Raw genomic sequence first — 18179 nt, 5'->3', positions numbered from 1 at the left:
GAAAGTCATAGGAAATTGTTGTTGGTCGTTATTTGTCCAACATTTTATGAAATTGGGATGTTTTATGACTTGCATTTTATATAGTTCAGTAGTATGATGGATTTGTAAACAACAAGATATATTTTTTTACAGTGCTTGGGACTATAAATGTCAAAGCGTGGCTCAAAGTTGACCATCTAATTGACTATTAAGGGGGCATTCACCTTGGAACGTATGATTCAAGTGCAACAAAAAATTGTGCCTGACTTGATAGACAAAATGTATCGAAGGTTCTCTATTTTAGCAACGATTCAGAAATATCAACCTGTAGGACGACGAACTTTGAGTGAGATGTTGAATTTGACAGAACGTGTCTTACGTTCAGAAACAGACTTGCTTAAACATCAAGAGTTAATTTCTGTCAAGCCAACAGGTATGACGTTAACGGTAGAAGGTAAGGATGTAGTCACACAGTTGAATGCTTATTTCAATCATTATTCTGATTATCATCGCCTTGCTCAAACGATTAAGGGTCAATTCGATATCAATGAAGTTCATGTCATTCCGGGGAACAGCGATACAGATTCTGCTGTAAAAGTAGAACTTGGTCGAATTGCTGGGCAACTGCTTGAAAAACAATTGTACGATCGTGCAATTGTTTCAGTGACGGGTGGTTCAACAATGGCATCAGTTAGTGATGCGATGTCTAAACTTCCCTTTCATGTTTTGTTCGTTCCAGCACGCGGTGGCTTAGGTCAGAATGTTGTTTTTCAAGCCAACACAATTTGTTCTAGAATGGCACAGAGAACTGGGGGCGACTACACAACACTATACGTCCCTGAGCAAGTGAGTGAGTTGACTTATCAAAATTTGATGCAAGAGCCTTCTGTTATCCAGACATTGGATAAAATTAGAGAATCTCAATTCACTATTCACGGTATCGGTGATGCGCTGAAAATGGCGAGACGAAGACAATCGCCATTAGAAGTCATCGAAAAGCTTCAACATCATCATGCTGTCGGTGAATCGTTAGGATATTATTTTGATCAACAAGGTAACATCATTCACAAGGTTAAAACGATTGGGATTCAGTTAGAAGAAGCCCAATCAAAAGCACACATTTTTGCTGTAGCGGGTGGCGCATCGAAAGGCCTTGCAATTAAGGCATACCTTAAAATCGCTTCTCCTAATACCGTTTTAATCACGGATGAAGCTGCGGCTAAAGTTATTACGAGTGAAACAATTTAGCAATAATAAAAAGTGCGTGATTTATTTAATTTTGAATTGATCCACTTTTTAAATATCATTTAAAGGAGGCCATTAACATGGCAGTAAAAGTAGCAATTAACGGATTTGGTAGAATAGGTCGTTTAGCATTTAGAAGAATTCAAGATGTAGAAAACATTGAGGTAGTAGCTGTAAACGATTTAACAGACGACGATATGCTTGCACATTTATTGAAATATGACACAATGCAAGGTCGTTTTACTGAAGAAGTAGAAGTAATTGATGGTGGTTTCCGTGTGAATGGTAAAGAAGTGAAATCATTCTCTGAACCAGAACCTGCTAAATTACCTTGGGGTGACCTTGGTGTAGACGTAGTATTAGAATGTACTGGTTTCTTCACAGATAAAGAAAAAGCTGAAGCACACATTCAAGCAGGCGCTAAAAAAGTATTAATCTCAGCACCAGCTAAAGGTGATCTTAAAACAATCGTATATAACGTTAACCACGAAACATTAGACGGTTCTGAAACAGTTGTTTCAGGTGCATCATGTACAACAAACTCATTAGCACCTGTTGCAAAAACTTTACACGACGAATTCGGTATTGTTGAAGGTTTAATGACTACAATTCACGCATATACTGGTGACCAAAATACACAAGACGCACCTCACAGAAAAGGCGACAAACGTCGTGCACGTGCTGCTGCTGAAAATATCATCCCTAACTCTACAGGTGCAGCGAAAGCAATCGGTTTAGTTATTCCAGAAATCGCTGGTAAATTAGATGGTGGTGCCCAACGTGTTCCAGTTGCAACTGGTTCATTAACAGAATTAACAGTTGTTTTAGATAAAGAAATAACAGTTGAAGAAGTAAACAAAGTAATGAAAGCAGCAACTAACGAATCATTCGGTTACACTGAAGATGAAATCGTTTCTTCAGACGTTGTAGGTATGACTTACGGTGCATTATTCGATGCAACTCAAACTCGTGTAATGACTGTTGGTGACCGTCAATTAGTTAAAGTTGCTTCTTGGTATGACAACGAAATGTCATATACTGCTCAACTTGTTCGTACTTTAGAACATTTAGCAAGCCACGCTAAATAAAATAGATTAAAATAGGATTGTAAGTACGGCTATATGTGCTTCGAACTATTTTGTAGCTTGTAGTAAGCGGAGGAGCACAAACGCTTCTCCGCTTATTTTAAAATTCATGACTTTTTATGAGGAGGATTCTCGATGGCAAAAAAGGATGTAACAGATGTTGAGTTAAAAGGTAAAGTTGTACTTGTGCGTGCAGATTTCAATGTTCCAATGAAAGACGGCGAAATTACCAACGATAACCGTATTGTTCAGGCATTACCGACATTAAAATATATCATTGAACAAGGTGGGAAAATTGTTGTTTTCTCACATTTAGGTAAAGTCAAAGAAGAAAGTGATAAAGAGAAACTCTCATTAGCGCCGGTTGCGAAATGTTTATCAGAAAAACTAAACAAAGAGGTTCAATTTATTCCAGAAACACGTGGAGAAAAATTAGAATCTGCCATTAAAGCCTTAAACGAAGGCGAAGTTTTAATGTTTGAAAACACACGCTTTGAAGATGTAGATGGTAAAAAAGAATCTAAAAATGATCCTGAACTTGGTAAATATTGGGCATCTTTAGGTGACATTTTCGTAAACGACGCTTTCGGTACAGCACACCGTGAGCATGCTTCTAACGTAGGAATCTCAACACACCTTGAGGCTGTTGCAGGTTTCTTAATGGAAAAAGAAATCAAATTCATTGGTGGCGTTGTTGAAAATCCTGAAAAACCTGTTGTTGCAATATTAGGTGGCGCTAAAGTATCTGATAAAATCGGCGTCATTGAAAACTTATTAAAAATAGCAGATAAAGTGTTAATCGGTGGCGGAATGGCCTACACTTTCTTAAAAGCACAAGGTAAAGAAATCGGTCTTTCATTACTTGAAGCAGACAAAATTGATTTTGCCAAAGATTTATTAGACCGTGCAGGTGACCAAATTGTATTACCAATTGACGGTAAAGTGGCAAAAGAATTTTCTAACGATGCACAAATTACAACTGTATCTATCGATGAAATCCCTACTGATCAAGAAGCAATGGACATTGGACCAAAAACTGTTGAGTTATTCAAAAAACAACTTGCAGGTGCACATACAGTTGTATGGAACGGCCCAATGGGTGTTTTTGAATTTAGCAACTTTGCTAAAGGTACAATTGGTGTATGTGAAGCTATTGCAGAACTTAAAGATGCAACAACAATAATTGGTGGTGGCGATTCAGCTGCTGCAGCAATGCAACTTGGTTTTGAAGAAGACTTTACACACATTTCAACTGGTGGCGGTGCGTCATTAGAATATTTAGAAGGTAAAGAACTACCAGGTATTAAAGCAATTGCGAATAAATAATTTTAAAGCGTGAATATAGAAAGCAAACTAAGAATTAAGAGGGAGTGTTCTGAAGTGAGAAAACCTATTATCGCTGGAAACTGGAAGATGAATAAAACGGTGCAGGAAGCTAAAAATTTTGTAAAAGAACTACCAGCATTACCAGATACAAATGAAGTTGAGGCAGTGATTTGTGCCCCAACAATTCAATTAGATGCATTAATTTCTTTAACAAAAGAAAATGTTGCACCGGGTCTTAAAATTGGTGCACAAAATACTTATTTTGAAGAAAATGGTGCTTTCACAGGTGAAACTTCTCCTGTTGCTTTAGAAGATCTAGGCGTGAGCTATGTCGTTATTGGTCACTCTGAACGACGTGAGTTATTCCATGAAACAGATGAAGATGTAAATAAAAAAGCACATGCTGTATTTAATCACAACATGACACCTATTATTTGTGTAGGTGAAACAGACGAAGAACGTGAAAACGGCAAAGCAAATGAAGTTGTAGAAGCACAAGTAGAAAAAGCTTTAAAAGGTTTATCAGATGAGCAAATTAAAGATGTAGTCATTGCATATGAACCAATTTGGGCAATTGGTACAGGTAAATCGTCTACTGCTAAAGATGCGAATGAAATGTGTGCAGCTGTTCGTCAAACAATTGCAAAATTAACAAGTGATGAAGTTGCACAATCAGCACGTATTCAATATGGCGGTAGTGTAAAACCAAATAACATTAAAGAATATATGTCTGAATCAGATATCGACGGCGCACTTGTAGGTGGCGCATCATTGAAAGTTGATGACTATGTTCAATTGTTAGAAGGTGCGAAATAATTATGGCCAAAAAGCCAACAGCTCTTATTATTTTAGACGGATTTGCAAATCGTGAAGAAATCCATGGTAATGCAGTAAAATTAGCAAGTAAGCCTAATTTTGACCGCTATTTTGAAAAATATCCGACAACGCAAATTGAAGCGAGTGGTTTGGATGTAGGTCTTCCAGATGGCCAAATGGGTAATTCAGAAGTTGGACATATGAATATCGGTGCTGGACGCATTGTATACCAAAGTTTAACACGTATTAACAAATCTATTGAAGAAGGCGATTTTTTCGACAATGGTGTTTTAAACGGTGCAATTGATCATGCGTTGAATCATCAATCAGCATTACATGTTTTTGGTCTACTTTCTGATGGTGGTGTGCACAGTCATTACGAACATCTTTATGCGATTTTAGAACTTGCTAAAAGAAAAGGTTTAACAAAAGTTTACGTGCATGCATTTTTAGATGGTCGTGACGTTGATCAAAAATCTGCACTTAAATATATTGATGAAACTGAAGATAAATTCAAAGAACTTGGTGTTGGTCAATTTGCTTCTGTTTCTGGACGTTATTACGCAATGGACCGTGATAAACGTTGGGAACGTGAACAAAAAGCATATGATGCGATTCGTGGATTTGATCATGTCGTTAAATATCCTTCAGCACACGAAGGGGTTCAAGCAAACTATGATAACGATTTGACAGATGAATTTATCGAACCTTTTGCTGTAGAAAATCAAAATAACGGTGTAAATGACGGTGATGCAGTAATTTTCTATAACTTCAGACCTGACCGCGCTGGACAGCTTTCAGAAATCTTTACAAATAAAGCTTTTGATGGTTTTGAGGTTGAACAAGTTAAAGATTTATATTTTGCTACATTTACAGGCTACAATGATCAAGTTGATGCACATATTGTATTTGAAAAGGTTGATTTGAAAAATACAATCGGTGAAGTTGCTCAAGATAATGGTTTAGTGCAATTAAGAATTGCAGAAACTGAAAAATACCCTCACGTGACTTACTTTATGAACGGGGGTCAAAACGAGGAATTCAAAGGTGAGCGTCGTCGTTTAATCAATTCACCTAAAGTTGCAACTTATGATTTAAAACCTGAAATGAGCGCTTATGAAGTTCGCGATGCATTGTTAGAAGAATTAGATAAAGGTGATTTAGACCTTATTATCTTAAACTTTGCGAACCCAGATATGGTTGGTCACAGTGGTAAATTGGAACCGACTATTAAAGCAATCGAAGCTGTAGACGAATGTCTCGGCGAAGTCGTTGATAAAATCATCGACATGGGTGGTCATGCATTAATCACTGCTGACCATGGTAACTCTGATGAAGTGTTAACAGATGATGATCAACCGATGACAACACACACAACAAACCCCGTTCCAGTAATCTTGACTAAAGAAGGTCATACTTTGCGTTCAACAGGGCGCTTAGGTGACTTAGCGCCAACATTACTTGATATCATGGGCTTAGAACAACCAGAAGATATGACTGGTGAATCATTAATCGAACACTAAATCATTTTGAAAAATAAGTATTACTCGTTATAATAACAATGAACAGCCAACCTGTTTTGGATAAAATAATGTCTGTTTAAAATATTAAGAACAGATCATAAAATTGATTGAAAAAGGAGATTAACATTATGCCAATTATTACTGATGTATACGCTCGCGAAGTACTAGACTCACGCGGTAACCCTACAGTTGAGGTTGAAGTTTTAACAGAAAGTGGTGCGTTTGGTCGCGCACTCGTACCTTCAGGTGCATCAACTGGTGAACATGAAGCTGTAGAATTACGTGATGGAGATAAAGCACGTTATTTAGGTAAAGGTGTAGAAAAAGCCGTTGAAAACGTAAACGAAATTATTGCACCAGAATTAATCGAAGGTGAGTTTTCAGTACTAGAACAAGTTTCAATCGATAAAATGATGATTCAATTAGATGGCACTGCTAATAAAGGTAAATTAGGTGCAAACGCAATTTTAGGTGTTTCAATTGCTGTCGCACGTGCAGCTGCAGACTTCTTAGGTCAACCATTGTACAAATATTTAGGTGGATTCAATTCAACTGTATTACCTACACCAATGATGAACATTGTAAACGGTGGTTCTCATTCAGATGCACCAATTGCATTCCAAGAGTTCATGATTTTACCAGTAGGTGCTGAAACATTCAAAGAAGCATTACGATGGGGCGCAGAAGTGTTCCACGCATTGGCTAAAATCTTAAAATCACGCGGTTTAGTGACTGCAGTAGGTGATGAAGGTGGATTCGCACCTAAATTCGAAGGTACTGAAGATGGCGTAGAAACAATCATCGAAGCTATTAAAGCGGCTGGTTTAGAACCAGGTAAAGATGTTTACCTTGGATTCGACTGTGCTTCTTCTGAATTCTACGAAAATGGTGTTTACGATTACACTAAATTCGAGGGCGAAAATGGTGCAAAACGTACAGCTGAAGAACAAGTTGACTACTTAGAACAACTTGTTGATAAATATCCAATCCTTTCTATTGAAGATGGTATGGATGAAAACGACTGGGAAGGTTGGAAGTTATTAACAGAACGTATCGGCGATCGCGTTCAATTAGTTGGAGATGACTTGTTCGTAACAAATACTGAAATTTTATCAAAAGGTATTGAACAAAACATCGGTAACTCAATCTTGATCAAAGTTAACCAAATCGGTACATTAACTGAAACATTCGAAGCAATCGAAATGGCTCAAAAAGCTGGTTATACAGCTGTTGTATCACACCGTTCAGGTGAAACTGAAGACACTACAATTGCTGATATTGCAGTAGCTACAAATGCAGGTCAAATCAAAACAGGTTCATTATCACGTACAGATCGTATCGCAAAATACAATCAATTATTACGTATTGAAGATGAATTATATGAAGCAGCTAAATATGAAGGTTTAAAATCATTCTATAACTTAAACAAATAATATTAAGTTAAATAGATGAATTAAATGATATTTGAGAGGTTGAGGAACACTAACGTGTTGCTTAACCTCTCGTTTTTTCATTCAAAACTTTAATAAGTGGACTGCTTAAATCGATATCGTTGTGTTCGTCTTATTTCGACCAAGACTTAGATTTTCAATGTGTTTTGAAACTGATATAATAATATTAAAAGTATAAGAAGGAGTCTTTTATGTCACAACTACAAAACTCTGAAATGCGTGCACAACATACCGGCAAATTATTAGGTTATATTTCATTTTTATTTGCGGTCTGCTTAGTGATTCATCAGGTTGTTATTGTTGATGGTCAAGTGATTACGTATATGTTGGAACATTCGGGTAATAAGGCAACAGAAAATAGCATCAATGCAATTAATAACAGCTTACGCTATATAGGCATTTTATATGTTTTAGCCTATGCAGCGGGTGTCGTTGCACTTAAAAATCAACATCCTTATTTATGGTGGTTTATGCTTGCAGTCTTTATTTCTCAATTATTTAACGCGCTACTCAATCCACCCATCCTTTATGCAGCGATTTTTCATGTAAAAGGATTTTTCGCATTAGTCCCTTATCTCGTCGTGAATTTAGGTTCTTTAGTTCTCGCGATAATGATGATTACCGTAAGTGTGAAGCGTAAATCGACATTTAATCGTTAAACTATATTGTGAATATACGGTAAATATGGTAAAATAGCTTCCGTATATGATGAATGGAGGACAGTCTGATGCATACCTTTTTTGTAGTATTACTCATTATTGACTGTATCGCACTCATCACGGTTGTTTTATTACAAGAAGGTAAGAGTAACGGCTTATCAGGCGCAATCAGCGGTGGTGCTGAACAGTTATTCGGTAAGCAAAAACAACGTGGTGTAGATTTATTTTTGCATAGATTGACAATTGTACTATCGATTATTTTCTTTGTATTAATGTTAGGTATCAGTTACTTTAATATGTAGAGTCCGGCCGTTGAAAAGTCGGGCTTTTTTGTTTGTATGTACGATTTTTTATCGATAGAATGAATCATATGAGTGTTTGAAAGGACGAGATTGTATTATGAAAATTCAACTACCTAAGCCTTTCTTTTTTGAAGAAGGAAAACGCGCTGTGTTATTATTACACGGTTTTACAGGTAATAGTTCAGACGTACGCCAGTTAGGCCGCTTTTTACAAAAGAAAGGCTATACTTCCTATGCGCCTCATTATGAGGGACATGCAGTGCCACCAGAAGAAATTTTAAAATCAAGCCCGCATGTGTGGTATAAAGATGCACTGGATGGTTATGATTACTTAGTAGAACAAGGCTACGATGAAATTGCTGTAGCAGGTTTATCATTAGGTGGGGTATTTGCGCTGAAATTAAGCTTAAATCGCAGTGTGAAGGGTATTGTAACCATGTGTACGCCGATGTACATTAAAACAGAAGGTGCAATGTATGAAGGTGTTTTAGAATATGCTAGAAACTTTAAAAAGTATGAGGGAAAAGATGAAGAGACGATAGAAAAAGAAATGGCAGCATTTCATCCGACGAGTACTTTAAAAGAACTCCAAGGTACATTGCAAGAAGTCAGAGATGCTGTAGATGAAGTGATGGATCCGTTACTCGTGATTCAATCAGAAAACGATGAAATGATTAATCCGGATTCTGCTAATATCATATATAATGAAGCTATTTCTGATGATAAGCATTTATCATGGTATCAAAATTCAGGCCATGTCATTACAATTGATAAAGAAAAAGAAGCTGTGTTTGAAGAAATTTATTCATTTTTAGAAACATTAGATTGGTCAGAATAGTGCATATTAAAACAGTCAATTTTAAATACGTAACAAGTTAGAAAGTCATTTAAATCAGATTTTAAATAGAAAGGAGGAGCAAGATGAATTTAAAAGAAGAGATTAAGACAATTATCCAAAGCGCTGATTATGAACCTATGTCAGTGTCTGACTTCCAAGATGCATTAGGATTAAATAGTGCAGATTCATTTCGTGACCTCATAAAAATATTGGTTGAGTTAGAACAATCAGGAATGGTTACACGGACAAAACAAGACCGTTATCAAAAACGCGGACCTAAACCAGGCATTGTCAGAGGAACATTAAGCCAAAATAAGAAAGGATTTGCGTTTCTAAGACCTGAAGAAGAGGACATGGAAGATATCTTTATACCGCCTACAAAAATCAATAGAGCAATGGATGGCGATACAGTTATCGTAGAAGTAAAAAAATCTCGCGGCGACTTCCGTAAAGGAAAATTTGAAGGTGAAGTGAAGGCGATAGAATCACATTCGATTAAACAAGTGGTCGGTACATTCTCAGAAGCCCGTCATTTTGGTTTCGTCGTCCCTGACGATAAAAGAATTATGCAAGACATCTTTATTCCTAAAGGGCAGGATTTAGGTGCGATTGATGGCCATAAAGTTCTTGTACAAATTACAAAGTATTCTGATGGAACTAATAATCCTGAAGGCCAAGTATCAGCGATTTTAGGCCATAAAAATGATCCAGGCGTAGATATTTTGTCCATCATTTATCAACATGGAATCGAGATAGAATTCCCAAATGATGTGCTGAAAGAGGCAGAACGCATTCCTGAAACAATCCAACCGTCAGAACTTGAAGGACGACAAGATTTGCGTCAAGATTTAACCATTACTATTGATGGCGCAGACGCGAAAGATTTAGATGATGCGATTGCAGTCAAAAAATTAGATCATGGAAATATTGAATTAACAGTAAGTATTGCTGACGTGAGTTATTACGTCAAAGAAGGTTCTGCGCTCGATCGAGAAGCTTATGATCGTTCGACAAGTGTGTATTTAGTGGATCGTGTTATACCGATGATTCCACACCGATTAAGTAACGGAATTTGTTCGTTAAATCCAAATGTTGATCGTTTGGCGATGAGTTGCCGTATGGTCATTAATCCCGAAGGTAAAGTCATCAAACACGAAATATTTGATAGTGTGATCCATTCTAATGCAAGAATGACATATGAAGCTGTGAATCGTATCATTACTGATAGAGATCCAGAAACACGCCAAAAATATCGTGAGCTTGTACCAATGTTAGATTTAGCTAAAAATTTATCTCAAACATTAATCGATATGCGTAAAAAACGTGGCGAAATAGATTTTGATATCAAAGAGGCTAAAGTTTTAGTCAATGAAGAAGGTATTCCAAAAGAAGTGGTTACACGTGAGCGTGGTGAAGGCGAGCGACTGATTGAATCATTTATGTTGATTGCCAATGAAACGATAGCAGAACATTTTAGTAAGATGGAAGTTCCATTTATTTACCGTGTTCATGAACAACCAAAATCAGAGCGATTACGCCAATTTTTTGACTTTATTACGAATTTTGGCATCATGATTCAAGGAACAGGAGAAGATATTCATCCAAGTACTTTACAAAGTATTAGTGAAGAAATTGCTGGAAGACCAGAAGATATGGTCATATCCACAATGATGCTTCGCTCAATGCAACAAGCGCATTATGACGCAGAAAATTTAGGTCATTTTGGTTTAGCAGCTGATTATTATACACACTTTACATCACCTATACGACGTTATCCAGACTTAATCGTACACCGATTGATTAGAAAATATCTTATTGAAAAGTCGATGGATGGAAAAGCGAAACAAGAATGGGAAGAAAAGTTACCTCAAATTGCTGAGCATACATCACAACGTGAACGCCGTGCGGTCGATGCTGAACGTGATACGGATGAACTTAAAAAAGCAGAGTACATGATTCAACATATTGGTGATGAATTTGAAGGTGTCATTAGTTCAGTAGCAAACTTTGGTATGTTTATTGAACTCCCTAACACAATTGAAGGGATGATCAATGTTCAAAATATGACTGATGACTATTATCATTTTGATGAGCGACAAATGGCGCTTATCGGTGAAAGAAAAGCGACTGTCTATCGAATTGGTGATGTTGTAAAAGTCAAAGTAGTTCATGTAGATGTGGAAGAACGACAAATTGATTTTCAAATTGTAGGCATGCCTATTGATTTTGGTCGACAAAAAGATAAAAAAGCACGCGGTAAAACGATACAAGCAAAAACAAAAGGTAATCAGTTTGAAAAGAAAAAAACTAAAAAGAAAAAGCAGAAGCAGCGTAAAGGAAAAAACGCACGCCGTCGTGAAAAATCTGGAAATACACAGCATCAACCTTTTTATAAAGGGAAAAGTGTGAAGAAAAAAGCACGTAAAAAGAAAAAATAATTTGAGGTGAAACCAATGCCAAAAAAATCAGGTAAAGGCACATTAGCAGAAAATCGTAAGGCACGTCATGATTATAACATCGAAGACACGATTGAAGCGGGCATTGTGTTGCAAGGGACTGAAATTAAGTCGATACGTCGTGGAAGTGCGAATTTAAAGGACAGCTATGCACAAGTTAAACGCGGTGAAATCTTTCTTCACAATATGCATATCGCACCTTATGAAGAAGGCAATCGTTTCAACCATGACCCAAGACGTATACGCAAATTATTGTTGCACAAGCGTGAAATTACTAAACTCGGTGAACGTACACGTGAAATTGGATATTCGATTATTCCGCTCAAGCTCTATTTAAAGCACGGAAATTGTAAAGTATTACTTGGTATTGCAAGAGGTAAGAAAAAATACGATAAACGCCAAACTTTAAAAGAAAAAGCTGTGAAGCGTGATATGGATCGTGCGATGAAACAAAAATATTAAAGCATTGCTAAGATTGTAAAATTTTGATATGATATAATGTGCTTTCGTATAAAGAAAGCACATTTAAAAATACGGGGACGTTTATGGATTCGACAGGGGTCCCCAGAGCTCATGAAGCGTGTCGGAGGGTTGTCTCCGTCATCAACACATCAGTTTATAATAACTGGCAAAACTAACAATAATTTAGCAGTAGCTGCGTAATTGCACTCTGCATCACCTAACCGCATCGCCTATGTGCTGTTAACGTGATTCAACTTTAGTAGGATACGCTCGTCACTGCCGTTTGAAGTCTGACGAGAAGAGATCAATCAAACTAGCATCATGTTGGCTGTCTATCGCCTTGCATGATGTGAATTTCATGGATAGACTACACACGTAGAAACATTTGTATCAGGACCTTTGGACGCGGGTTCAAATCCCGCCGTCTCCATACTTTAGTCTATAATCCTTGTGGTTATGGGCTTTTTATTTTTGAGTGCACAAATATTGCCCCAGATATGCCCTAACACATAAAAAAGACACCCATATTTAAGGTGCTTATTTATCAAACAGTTTAATTGTTTTATTATCTTTATTTATTTCTGCGTATAACTCTGGATTAATTTCTATTATTTCTTCTTTTTGTAAATCATTTTCAAAGTAAACCCAAAAAGCTGGTGTCATTTCACTAGTAGCTAGGATACTATCTTTAGTATTTATAAAAATTAAGTTTAGATTCGAATTATTATAAAGTTTCCAATCGTTAATAATCATATATCTACTCCTTACAAATATTTTACTACTTCTTTTTGCGTACTAGGATATAAGTGACCGTATCGGTTATACACTTCTGTTGTATCACTATGACCTAATCTTTGGGCTATAATCACTACACGTATTTCATAGCTATAGTTTGTTTTGGGTTTTTATCATTATTTCATTGTAACCTTAAATAATTTAAAATAGCAGTACTCGAAGTTGAATCAATAAGGAATGTGATCAGCTATGGGATTTCTCATGATAACACTTTAGATTATAATAGAGATAAATTAAATTTCTAATATGACTGTACTTTAAGCGTTGCTACATCTTATTTTATAAAAGGTTTTGGGGGTGAAATCATGAAAACAATATATCAATTACTTATAGGGAGAATTGCGACAAATATTGGAGATAGTATTATATTAATTTCCTTAACTTGGTATATTGCTACTCAATATGATAACCCCGTATATTTAGGCATAATAGGCGCTATTGTAGGTATTATAGATGTGTGCATGATATTCTTAGGACCGATTTTAGATAGATATCATATTAAAAAAATCCTATATCTAAGTACGATGATACAAATTATTTTAGTCACTTTGTTAGCATTGTTGTTTTATAGTGGACACATGAGTTTAATAACGATGTATATATTATTGAGTTTGTCTTTAATATTTTCATCTCTCATTTATCCAGCAGAGAGTGTTTTAATTCCTAAAATATCTAAAGATGAATATGAAATCATGAAGAACAATTCATTATTTCAACTTACTTATAAAGGTTTAAATATTATCCTAGATAGTTTTATTGGTTTTTTATTGAGTGTCATATTAATTCAAAATCTCATGAGCTTAAATATATTCGTATTTCTAATCGCGTTTTTTATGTTTAAACTATTAAAAGTCAACATAGCTCACCAGAACAGTCATTCGAATGATCAATATAAAACATTCATCGCAGAATACATGGAAGATTTTAAGGAAGGGCTACGATATGTTTCTAACAAGAAAATTCTTAAATTGTTACTCCCTTTATCTATCATTAATTTTTCAATATCAGCGGTAACAGTTATTTATCCGAAATTGGCACTAGCATATGGTCATGATAGTAAAATATATGCTGTGATCCTTTTCGCTAATGGTTTAGGTATGATGATAGGATTTTTAGCAGCTCCAAAGGTCATTAAGCAATTTAAATTTAACAAGTTGTTATTTCTTAGCTTCTTGATTTTATCAATCGTGTGGTTCATACTTTACTTATTTGGGACACATAGTATCATTGTTTGTTCGATATTGTTGTTCTTATCAAACTTTATTATCGGTATTATCAATCTTTCATTTATTAATGCTTTTCAAATTTTACCTCCAAAAAATATGCTTGGTCGAGTAGCTACAACAAATGAAACACTTTTGAGTATTCTTATACCGATTGGTGCACTGGTAGGTGGTATTTTGCCTAACGTTTTTAATTCGATTAGTATCAATTTTATTTTAATCGCAATTTTGAGTATGGCAATCTCATTATTCTACTTGTTAGATAAAGATATTCAACGTATAGAAAAGTTAAATCTTCTAAAGTGAGGTAGCAAGGGTTTTACTCTTTTAGAAAAAGTGGTGTTGAGTGCTGTTAGACTAACAACAGCTAGGGTAATCAAAAAAAATGAAGTTAATAAGGTGATTAACATTATGTATTTTGATAAAGGCAATTTGGATATTAAGAAGTTAAACTTTTGGGAATTGCAAAACACAATTCATTTAAGTTTAAGTGAGAAAGAGTACCCATTTTTAGACGATAGTATCACTTTAAATAAGGCTTATTTTTCAACAGTACATGAAAATGCTATTAATATTTTTGAAGATTTATTTTCGCATACTGATTCTATAAAGTTAGTTCAAGTTGTATATTCTTATAACACACCTTACAGAAAAACAAATAATATTATAAAAAAATTCACATCGTTAAGTATTGAAGAATTGTCTTATTTTAAAGAATAATTAAAAGTGAATGACGATACTGCTTTATGCGATGAGTTTGCATATCATTGTTCTATAAAGGATATTAAATATAGGAAGCTATTAAAGGCTATAGCCAATCAAGATTTTAAAGGACTAGTTCCAAATATAAACCAAGATTATAATTTTTCTGAAATATATATATTAAATAGAACTAAAAATTTACTCTATCATTTATATGATGATAGAGGTCTTTGGGTAGCTTTTAATAATAATGAAGACTTTGTACGATTTTCTAAAAAGTATAATCATCTAATATTGGAAATTGAAAATGAAGGGGTTTAACATTTGCGTAGTGGATATATTCTGTTTTGTATTTCTTTGCTTCAATATTATCTTCAAAAGGGATGGTTTTTATATTGAAATTCAAATGGAATTCGTATATTTCATATAATATGAGCGCATTATTATCTTAATTAAGAGTGATCAGATTCTTTTAATTTTAAAGTTACTTGCGCGCTTTTGTATCAAAATAGGACCTGTGATTGCATCACAAGTCCTATTTAGTATAGCGTATTAATTTTGAAATAGCGGCTGGAATGATTTTTATTGGCTGACTCTTTTCAAAGTGGTCAATTATCCTTCCGCGTAATGTTCTTTTGTAATGATATTGCGTTCTTCTGGTGTTTTTAAAAGGTGAACTAAAAAAGCGGAACGTAAATAAATAGCTGCTATTAACCACATCAGGCCTCGTGTTCCAATCGTATCGTGTAACAATCCTACAAGACCAGGTCCTATAAATACACATAGACCGGCACCTAAATTTAATAGAGACATAGCCGCACCTTTATGACTATCGCCAACTAATGAAGGGGTTAAAGCGTTGATTGGGACAAACCCAGCAAGGCAAATTCCCCAAAGTATACCTATAATAGCGATAAGAATAACATTTCCTCCGAACCATTGAGGTATAAAATATAAGCCGATGGTGAATAAGGCACAGCCGACACCCCCAAACCAACGAATCGTGGTACGCCAGCCCAATTTATCTCCAATCCAACCAAATATAAGATTAAATATAACATTTGAAGTGAAGATTGTGCTCCAAATTTTCAGCCAAGTGGTCGTTGTGATTCCTTTTTCCGACAAATAGACAGGTAAGAATAGAGGGAAAGCATAAGTGGCTATAGAATTAATAACACGAACTAAGAATGCAACGACGACGCGTGGCTCATGTCCAACGATTGTGATGCCTTCTAAAAGTTGTTGCCATTTATTTTTATGTGAATGACTTTCATTTTTAACAAAGATGTCTTTGTTAGCAACAATTGCTAACAGGGCACCCACAATGACCCAAATTAAAGCGGTCCATAACGTTCCAATATACCCTAATACTTTAATTGCTATAGATGAATAATACGCACCAAAAACATACATTCCTGCTACAAATACAAACCAAAACCAACCGACTGCGGTTCCTAATTTGTGTTGAGGTGAGCGATATGTGATCCATACGAGAAAAGCATATGCAAATAAAGGATAGCCAAATCCACGTACATTATAGGTAATAATCATCAAAAAATAGTGTTCAGAAGGTAAAGCCCAACTAATAAATAATATTTGTCCAATGATATAGATAACTGTGCCTGTCAGCATCACTTTTCGTGGTCCAAACATTTCAACTAACACACCAGAAAACCATGATGCAATGGCTATGGTCACACCGTAGCAGGTAGTGACATGGGCAGCTTGTTGTAGTGTCAATCCATGGTCAATAAGATAGGGACTAATCCATGCGGCTTCTAAACCATCTTCCATCATAAATATTAAAACACCTACGTAGCCCCATAACAATGAAGGTGGAAATCCAAGCTTTGAGACCGAAATTTTCATATAATCCCTCCCTTTATAAAATAAAATTACAGTAGTTTTTTAATTTGAAAGTTGACGTGCTGGATGATCTTCACGAATGTATTTTGCACCTTGACCAAATAGGTTTTCTCGAAGTGTCTCTCCTTCATAATCTTGTCGATAAATGCCTCTTTCTTGAAGGACTGGAACCACTTTTTCAACAAACGCTTCAAGTGTGCCCGGAGAATAGGCTTGTGCAACATTAAATCCGTCTACATCAGCAACACGAATCCATTCTTCCAGTTGATCTGCAATCTTTTCAGGTGTACCTACGAAGCGGACTGGACCTGTCCCTAAGCCATGAAATTTAATTGCTTCTCGCAACGTCCATTTGCGATTTGGGTCTTTAGTATACCTATCCATAGCATGTTGAATCGCACCAGTTTCAATGCTTTCTAGATATTGATCTGGATGGTATAGAGAGAAATCAATACCGGTATGTCCACTCAATAAAGCAGCGGTTCCTTCATAACTCACCAGTTCAACCAATGCTTGAAGTTTTTCTTCAGCTGCTTCTTCAGTATCTCCAATAATTGGCATAATAAGCGGTAAAAATAACAATGAGTTTTTATCACGCCCGAAATTTTCTGCGCGTGCTCTTACATCTGCGACATAAGCTTTACAAGCATCTAAAGAGTGTTGAGTCGTAAAGACGGCTTCTGCATGTTTTGCTGCAAAATCACGCCCTCGTGAAGAAGCGCCTGCCTGAAAAATAACAGGTGTTCGTTGTGGTGAAGGATCAACAAGGTGAGGACCTGGAACATTGAAAAACTTGCCTTTATGATGAATTAAGTTAACTTTATCAGGATCAGTATATGTATAGCTGTCAATATCTCTGACGATAGCTTGGTCATCCCAACTCTTTTCCCATAATTTGTAAGTGACTTCTAAAAATTCATCCGCACGATCATAGCGTGTTTCTTTTGGCAAGCGCTCTGTGAGACCTAAGTTGACAGCCTCACTTTCTAAAAAAGAGGTAACGACATTCCACCCGATGCGTCCTTTAGATAAGTGATCTAGTGTAGAGAGTTGTCGCACTAATTGGTAAGGTTTTGCGTATGTTGTTGATACGGTAGGTGCAAAACCGAGGTGCTTCGTAACTGTTGCCATTGCTGAAATCGCTGCTATAGGATCATAAGCAGGAAATTGAACTGCATATTCTGTGGCAGTCCTATGAGAATTTTCATAAGCACTATAAGTCCCTAAAACGTCAGCCATAAAAAGGGTATCAAACTTTCCTTTTTCGAGTGTTTGCGCAAGATGCGTCCAATATTCAATACCTCCATGAAGATGCACTTTATCTTTTTCGTGTTTCCATAAACCTATGGAATGCGGAGATGGAGACTGTTGGACAAAACCGTTTAAATGTATTTGTTTCTTTGACATAAATAGACCCCCTAAAAATAAAAAGCAATACTTCTTTTTGCAAA

General features: G+C 35.9%; 15 protein-coding genes, 1 other RNA gene and 2 pseudogenes. 14 read left to right on the top strand and 4 right to left on the bottom strand.

Going from position 1 to position 18179, the window contains the following annotated elements; genetic code table 11:
• Positions 1 to 213 precede the first annotated feature (213 nt).
• The 12 genes from C1H58_RS01040 (at position 214) to ssrA (ending at position 12575) form a co-directional block, all read left to right on the top strand.
• Positions 214 to 1227: a sugar-binding transcriptional regulator gene (locus tag C1H58_RS01040; RefSeq protein ID WP_372448659.1), complete on the top strand. Its 1014-nt coding sequence runs from the start codon at positions 214 to 216 to the stop codon at positions 1225 to 1227.
• A gap of 77 nt (positions 1228 to 1304) precedes the next feature.
• On the top strand, positions 1305 to 2312 hold the full coding sequence (gene gap / locus C1H58_RS01035) for a type I glyceraldehyde-3-phosphate dehydrogenase (protein ID WP_165545039.1): 1008 nt from the start codon (positions 1305 to 1307) through the stop codon (positions 2310 to 2312).
• Between the two features lie 132 nt (positions 2313 to 2444).
• Entirely contained in the window at positions 2445 to 3635 is a 1191-nt protein-coding gene (locus tag C1H58_RS12290) for a phosphoglycerate kinase (RefSeq protein WP_165545038.1), read from the top strand.
• Between the two features lie 54 nt (positions 3636 to 3689).
• Positions 3690 to 4451 (top strand): triose-phosphate isomerase, encoded by a 762-nt coding sequence (tpiA, locus tag C1H58_RS12285; protein ID WP_050345939.1) that lies wholly within the window; start codon positions 3690 to 3692, stop codon positions 4449 to 4451.
• Positions 4452 to 4453: 2 nt separating this feature from the next.
• Positions 4454 to 5974, top strand: a complete 1521-nt coding sequence (gpmI, locus tag C1H58_RS01020) for a 2,3-bisphosphoglycerate-independent phosphoglycerate mutase (protein ID WP_165545037.1) — start codon at positions 4454 to 4456, stop codon at positions 5972 to 5974.
• A 128-nt stretch (positions 5975 to 6102) separates the two neighbouring features.
• Positions 6103 to 7407 (top strand): surface-displayed alpha-enolase, encoded by a 1305-nt coding sequence (gene eno / locus C1H58_RS01015; RefSeq protein ID WP_060830257.1) that lies wholly within the window; start codon positions 6103 to 6105, stop codon positions 7405 to 7407.
• Positions 7408 to 7616: 209 nt separating this feature from the next.
• On the top strand, positions 7617 to 8084 hold the full coding sequence (locus C1H58_RS01010; RefSeq protein ID WP_103356539.1) for a hypothetical protein: 468 nt from the start codon (positions 7617 to 7619) through the stop codon (positions 8082 to 8084).
• Between the two features lie 68 nt (positions 8085 to 8152).
• Positions 8153 to 8386, top strand: a complete 234-nt coding sequence (gene secG, locus C1H58_RS01005) for a preprotein translocase subunit SecG (RefSeq protein ID WP_016424546.1) — start codon at positions 8153 to 8155, stop codon at positions 8384 to 8386.
• A 97-nt stretch (positions 8387 to 8483) separates the two neighbouring features.
• The gene (locus tag C1H58_RS01000; RefSeq protein ID WP_165545036.1) at positions 8484 to 9224 is read left to right on the top strand and encodes an alpha/beta hydrolase; all 741 of its coding nucleotides are present in this window, start codon (positions 8484 to 8486) and stop codon (positions 9222 to 9224) included.
• Between the two features lie 83 nt (positions 9225 to 9307).
• Positions 9308 to 11662 carry a ribonuclease R gene (rnr, locus tag C1H58_RS00995; RefSeq protein ID WP_165545035.1) on the top strand — a complete coding sequence of 785 codons (2355 nt, stop codon included), beginning with the start codon at positions 9308 to 9310 and terminating at the stop codon, positions 11660 to 11662.
• Between the two features lie 15 nt (positions 11663 to 11677).
• Entirely contained in the window at positions 11678 to 12142 is a 465-nt protein-coding gene (smpB, locus tag C1H58_RS00990) for an SsrA-binding protein SmpB (RefSeq protein WP_016424549.1), read from the top strand.
• A gap of 73 nt (positions 12143 to 12215) precedes the next feature.
• Positions 12216 to 12575, top strand: a transfer-messenger RNA (tmRNA) gene (gene ssrA, locus C1H58_RS00985).
• A 104-nt stretch (positions 12576 to 12679) separates the two neighbouring features.
• Here the strand turns inward: ssrA and C1H58_RS00980 are convergent.
• Positions 12680 to 12895, bottom strand: coding sequence for a hypothetical protein (locus tag C1H58_RS00980; RefSeq protein ID WP_165545034.1), 216 nt, complete (start codon positions 12893 to 12895; stop codon positions 12680 to 12682).
• Positions 12896 to 12906: 11 nt separating this feature from the next.
• Positions 12907 to 13014, bottom strand: a pseudogene (locus C1H58_RS00975) (tyrosine-type recombinase/integrase); the annotation flags it as partial.
• 228 nt (positions 13015 to 13242) lie between these two features.
• On the opposite strand from C1H58_RS00975, the gene C1H58_RS00970 reads away from it, so the two are divergent.
• Positions 13243 to 14466, top strand: coding sequence for an MFS transporter (locus C1H58_RS00970; protein WP_165545033.1), 1224 nt, complete (start codon positions 13243 to 13245; stop codon positions 14464 to 14466).
• A gap of 105 nt (positions 14467 to 14571) precedes the next feature.
• Positions 14572 to 15183: pseudogene (locus tag C1H58_RS12515) on the top strand (DUF3885 domain-containing protein).
• A gap of 291 nt (positions 15184 to 15474) precedes the next feature.
• Here the strand turns inward: C1H58_RS12515 and C1H58_RS00960 are convergent.
• Both C1H58_RS00960 and C1H58_RS00955 read right to left on the bottom strand, forming a co-directional pair.
• Positions 15475 to 16731 carry an MFS transporter gene (locus C1H58_RS00960; RefSeq protein ID WP_165545032.1) on the bottom strand — a complete coding sequence of 419 codons (1257 nt, stop codon included), beginning with the start codon at positions 16729 to 16731 and terminating at the stop codon, positions 15475 to 15477.
• Between the two features lie 39 nt (positions 16732 to 16770).
• A complete protein-coding gene (locus C1H58_RS00955; RefSeq protein WP_165545031.1) occupies positions 16771 to 18135 on the bottom strand; it encodes an LLM class flavin-dependent oxidoreductase in 1365 nt (454 codons plus the stop codon).
• Positions 18136 to 18179: the final 44 nt, after the last annotated feature.

The sequence above is a fragment of the Staphylococcus sp. 191 genome (genome assembly GCF_011174885.1).
In the GTDB taxonomy this organism is placed as follows: domain Bacteria; phylum Bacillota; class Bacilli; order Staphylococcales; family Staphylococcaceae; genus Staphylococcus; species Staphylococcus coagulans.
The sequence above is the reverse complement of the archived record's forward strand: the minus strand, read 5'-3'. Positions and strand labels throughout refer to the sequence as shown.

Excerpts from the sequence above, each read along its gene's own strand:
- C1H58_RS00970 (WP_165545033.1), top strand. The coding sequence starts at position 13,243 with ATGAAAACAATATATCAATTACTTATAGGGAGAATTGCGACAAATATT.
- eno (WP_060830257.1), top strand. The coding sequence starts at position 6,103 with ATGCCAATTATTACTGATGTATACGCTCGCGAAGTACTAGACTCACGC.
- smpB (WP_016424549.1), top strand. The coding sequence starts at position 11,678 with ATGCCAAAAAAATCAGGTAAAGGCACATTAGCAGAAAATCGTAAGGCA.
- C1H58_RS12290 (WP_165545038.1), top strand. The coding sequence starts at position 2,445 with ATGGCAAAAAAGGATGTAACAGATGTTGAGTTAAAAGGTAAAGTTGTA.
- C1H58_RS00960 (WP_165545032.1), bottom strand. The coding sequence starts at position 16,731 with ATGAAAATTTCGGTCTCAAAGCTTGGATTTCCACCTTCATTGTTATGG.
- gap (WP_165545039.1), top strand. The coding sequence starts at position 1,305 with ATGGCAGTAAAAGTAGCAATTAACGGATTTGGTAGAATAGGTCGTTTA.
- C1H58_RS01010 (WP_103356539.1), top strand. The coding sequence starts at position 7,617 with ATGTCACAACTACAAAACTCTGAAATGCGTGCACAACATACCGGCAAA.
- C1H58_RS00980 (WP_165545034.1), bottom strand. The coding sequence starts at position 12,895 with ATGATTATTAACGATTGGAAACTTTATAATAATTCGAATCTAAACTTA.
- C1H58_RS00955 (WP_165545031.1), bottom strand. The coding sequence starts at position 18,135 with ATGTCAAAGAAACAAATACATTTAAACGGTTTTGTCCAACAGTCTCCA.
- C1H58_RS01040 (WP_372448659.1), top strand. The coding sequence starts at position 214 with ATGATTCAAGTGCAACAAAAAATTGTGCCTGACTTGATAGACAAAATG.
- secG (WP_016424546.1), top strand. The coding sequence starts at position 8,153 with ATGCATACCTTTTTTGTAGTATTACTCATTATTGACTGTATCGCACTC.
- C1H58_RS01000 (WP_165545036.1), top strand. The coding sequence starts at position 8,484 with ATGAAAATTCAACTACCTAAGCCTTTCTTTTTTGAAGAAGGAAAACGC.
- gpmI (WP_165545037.1), top strand. The coding sequence starts at position 4,454 with ATGGCCAAAAAGCCAACAGCTCTTATTATTTTAGACGGATTTGCAAAT.
- rnr (WP_165545035.1), top strand. The coding sequence starts at position 9,308 with ATGAATTTAAAAGAAGAGATTAAGACAATTATCCAAAGCGCTGATTAT.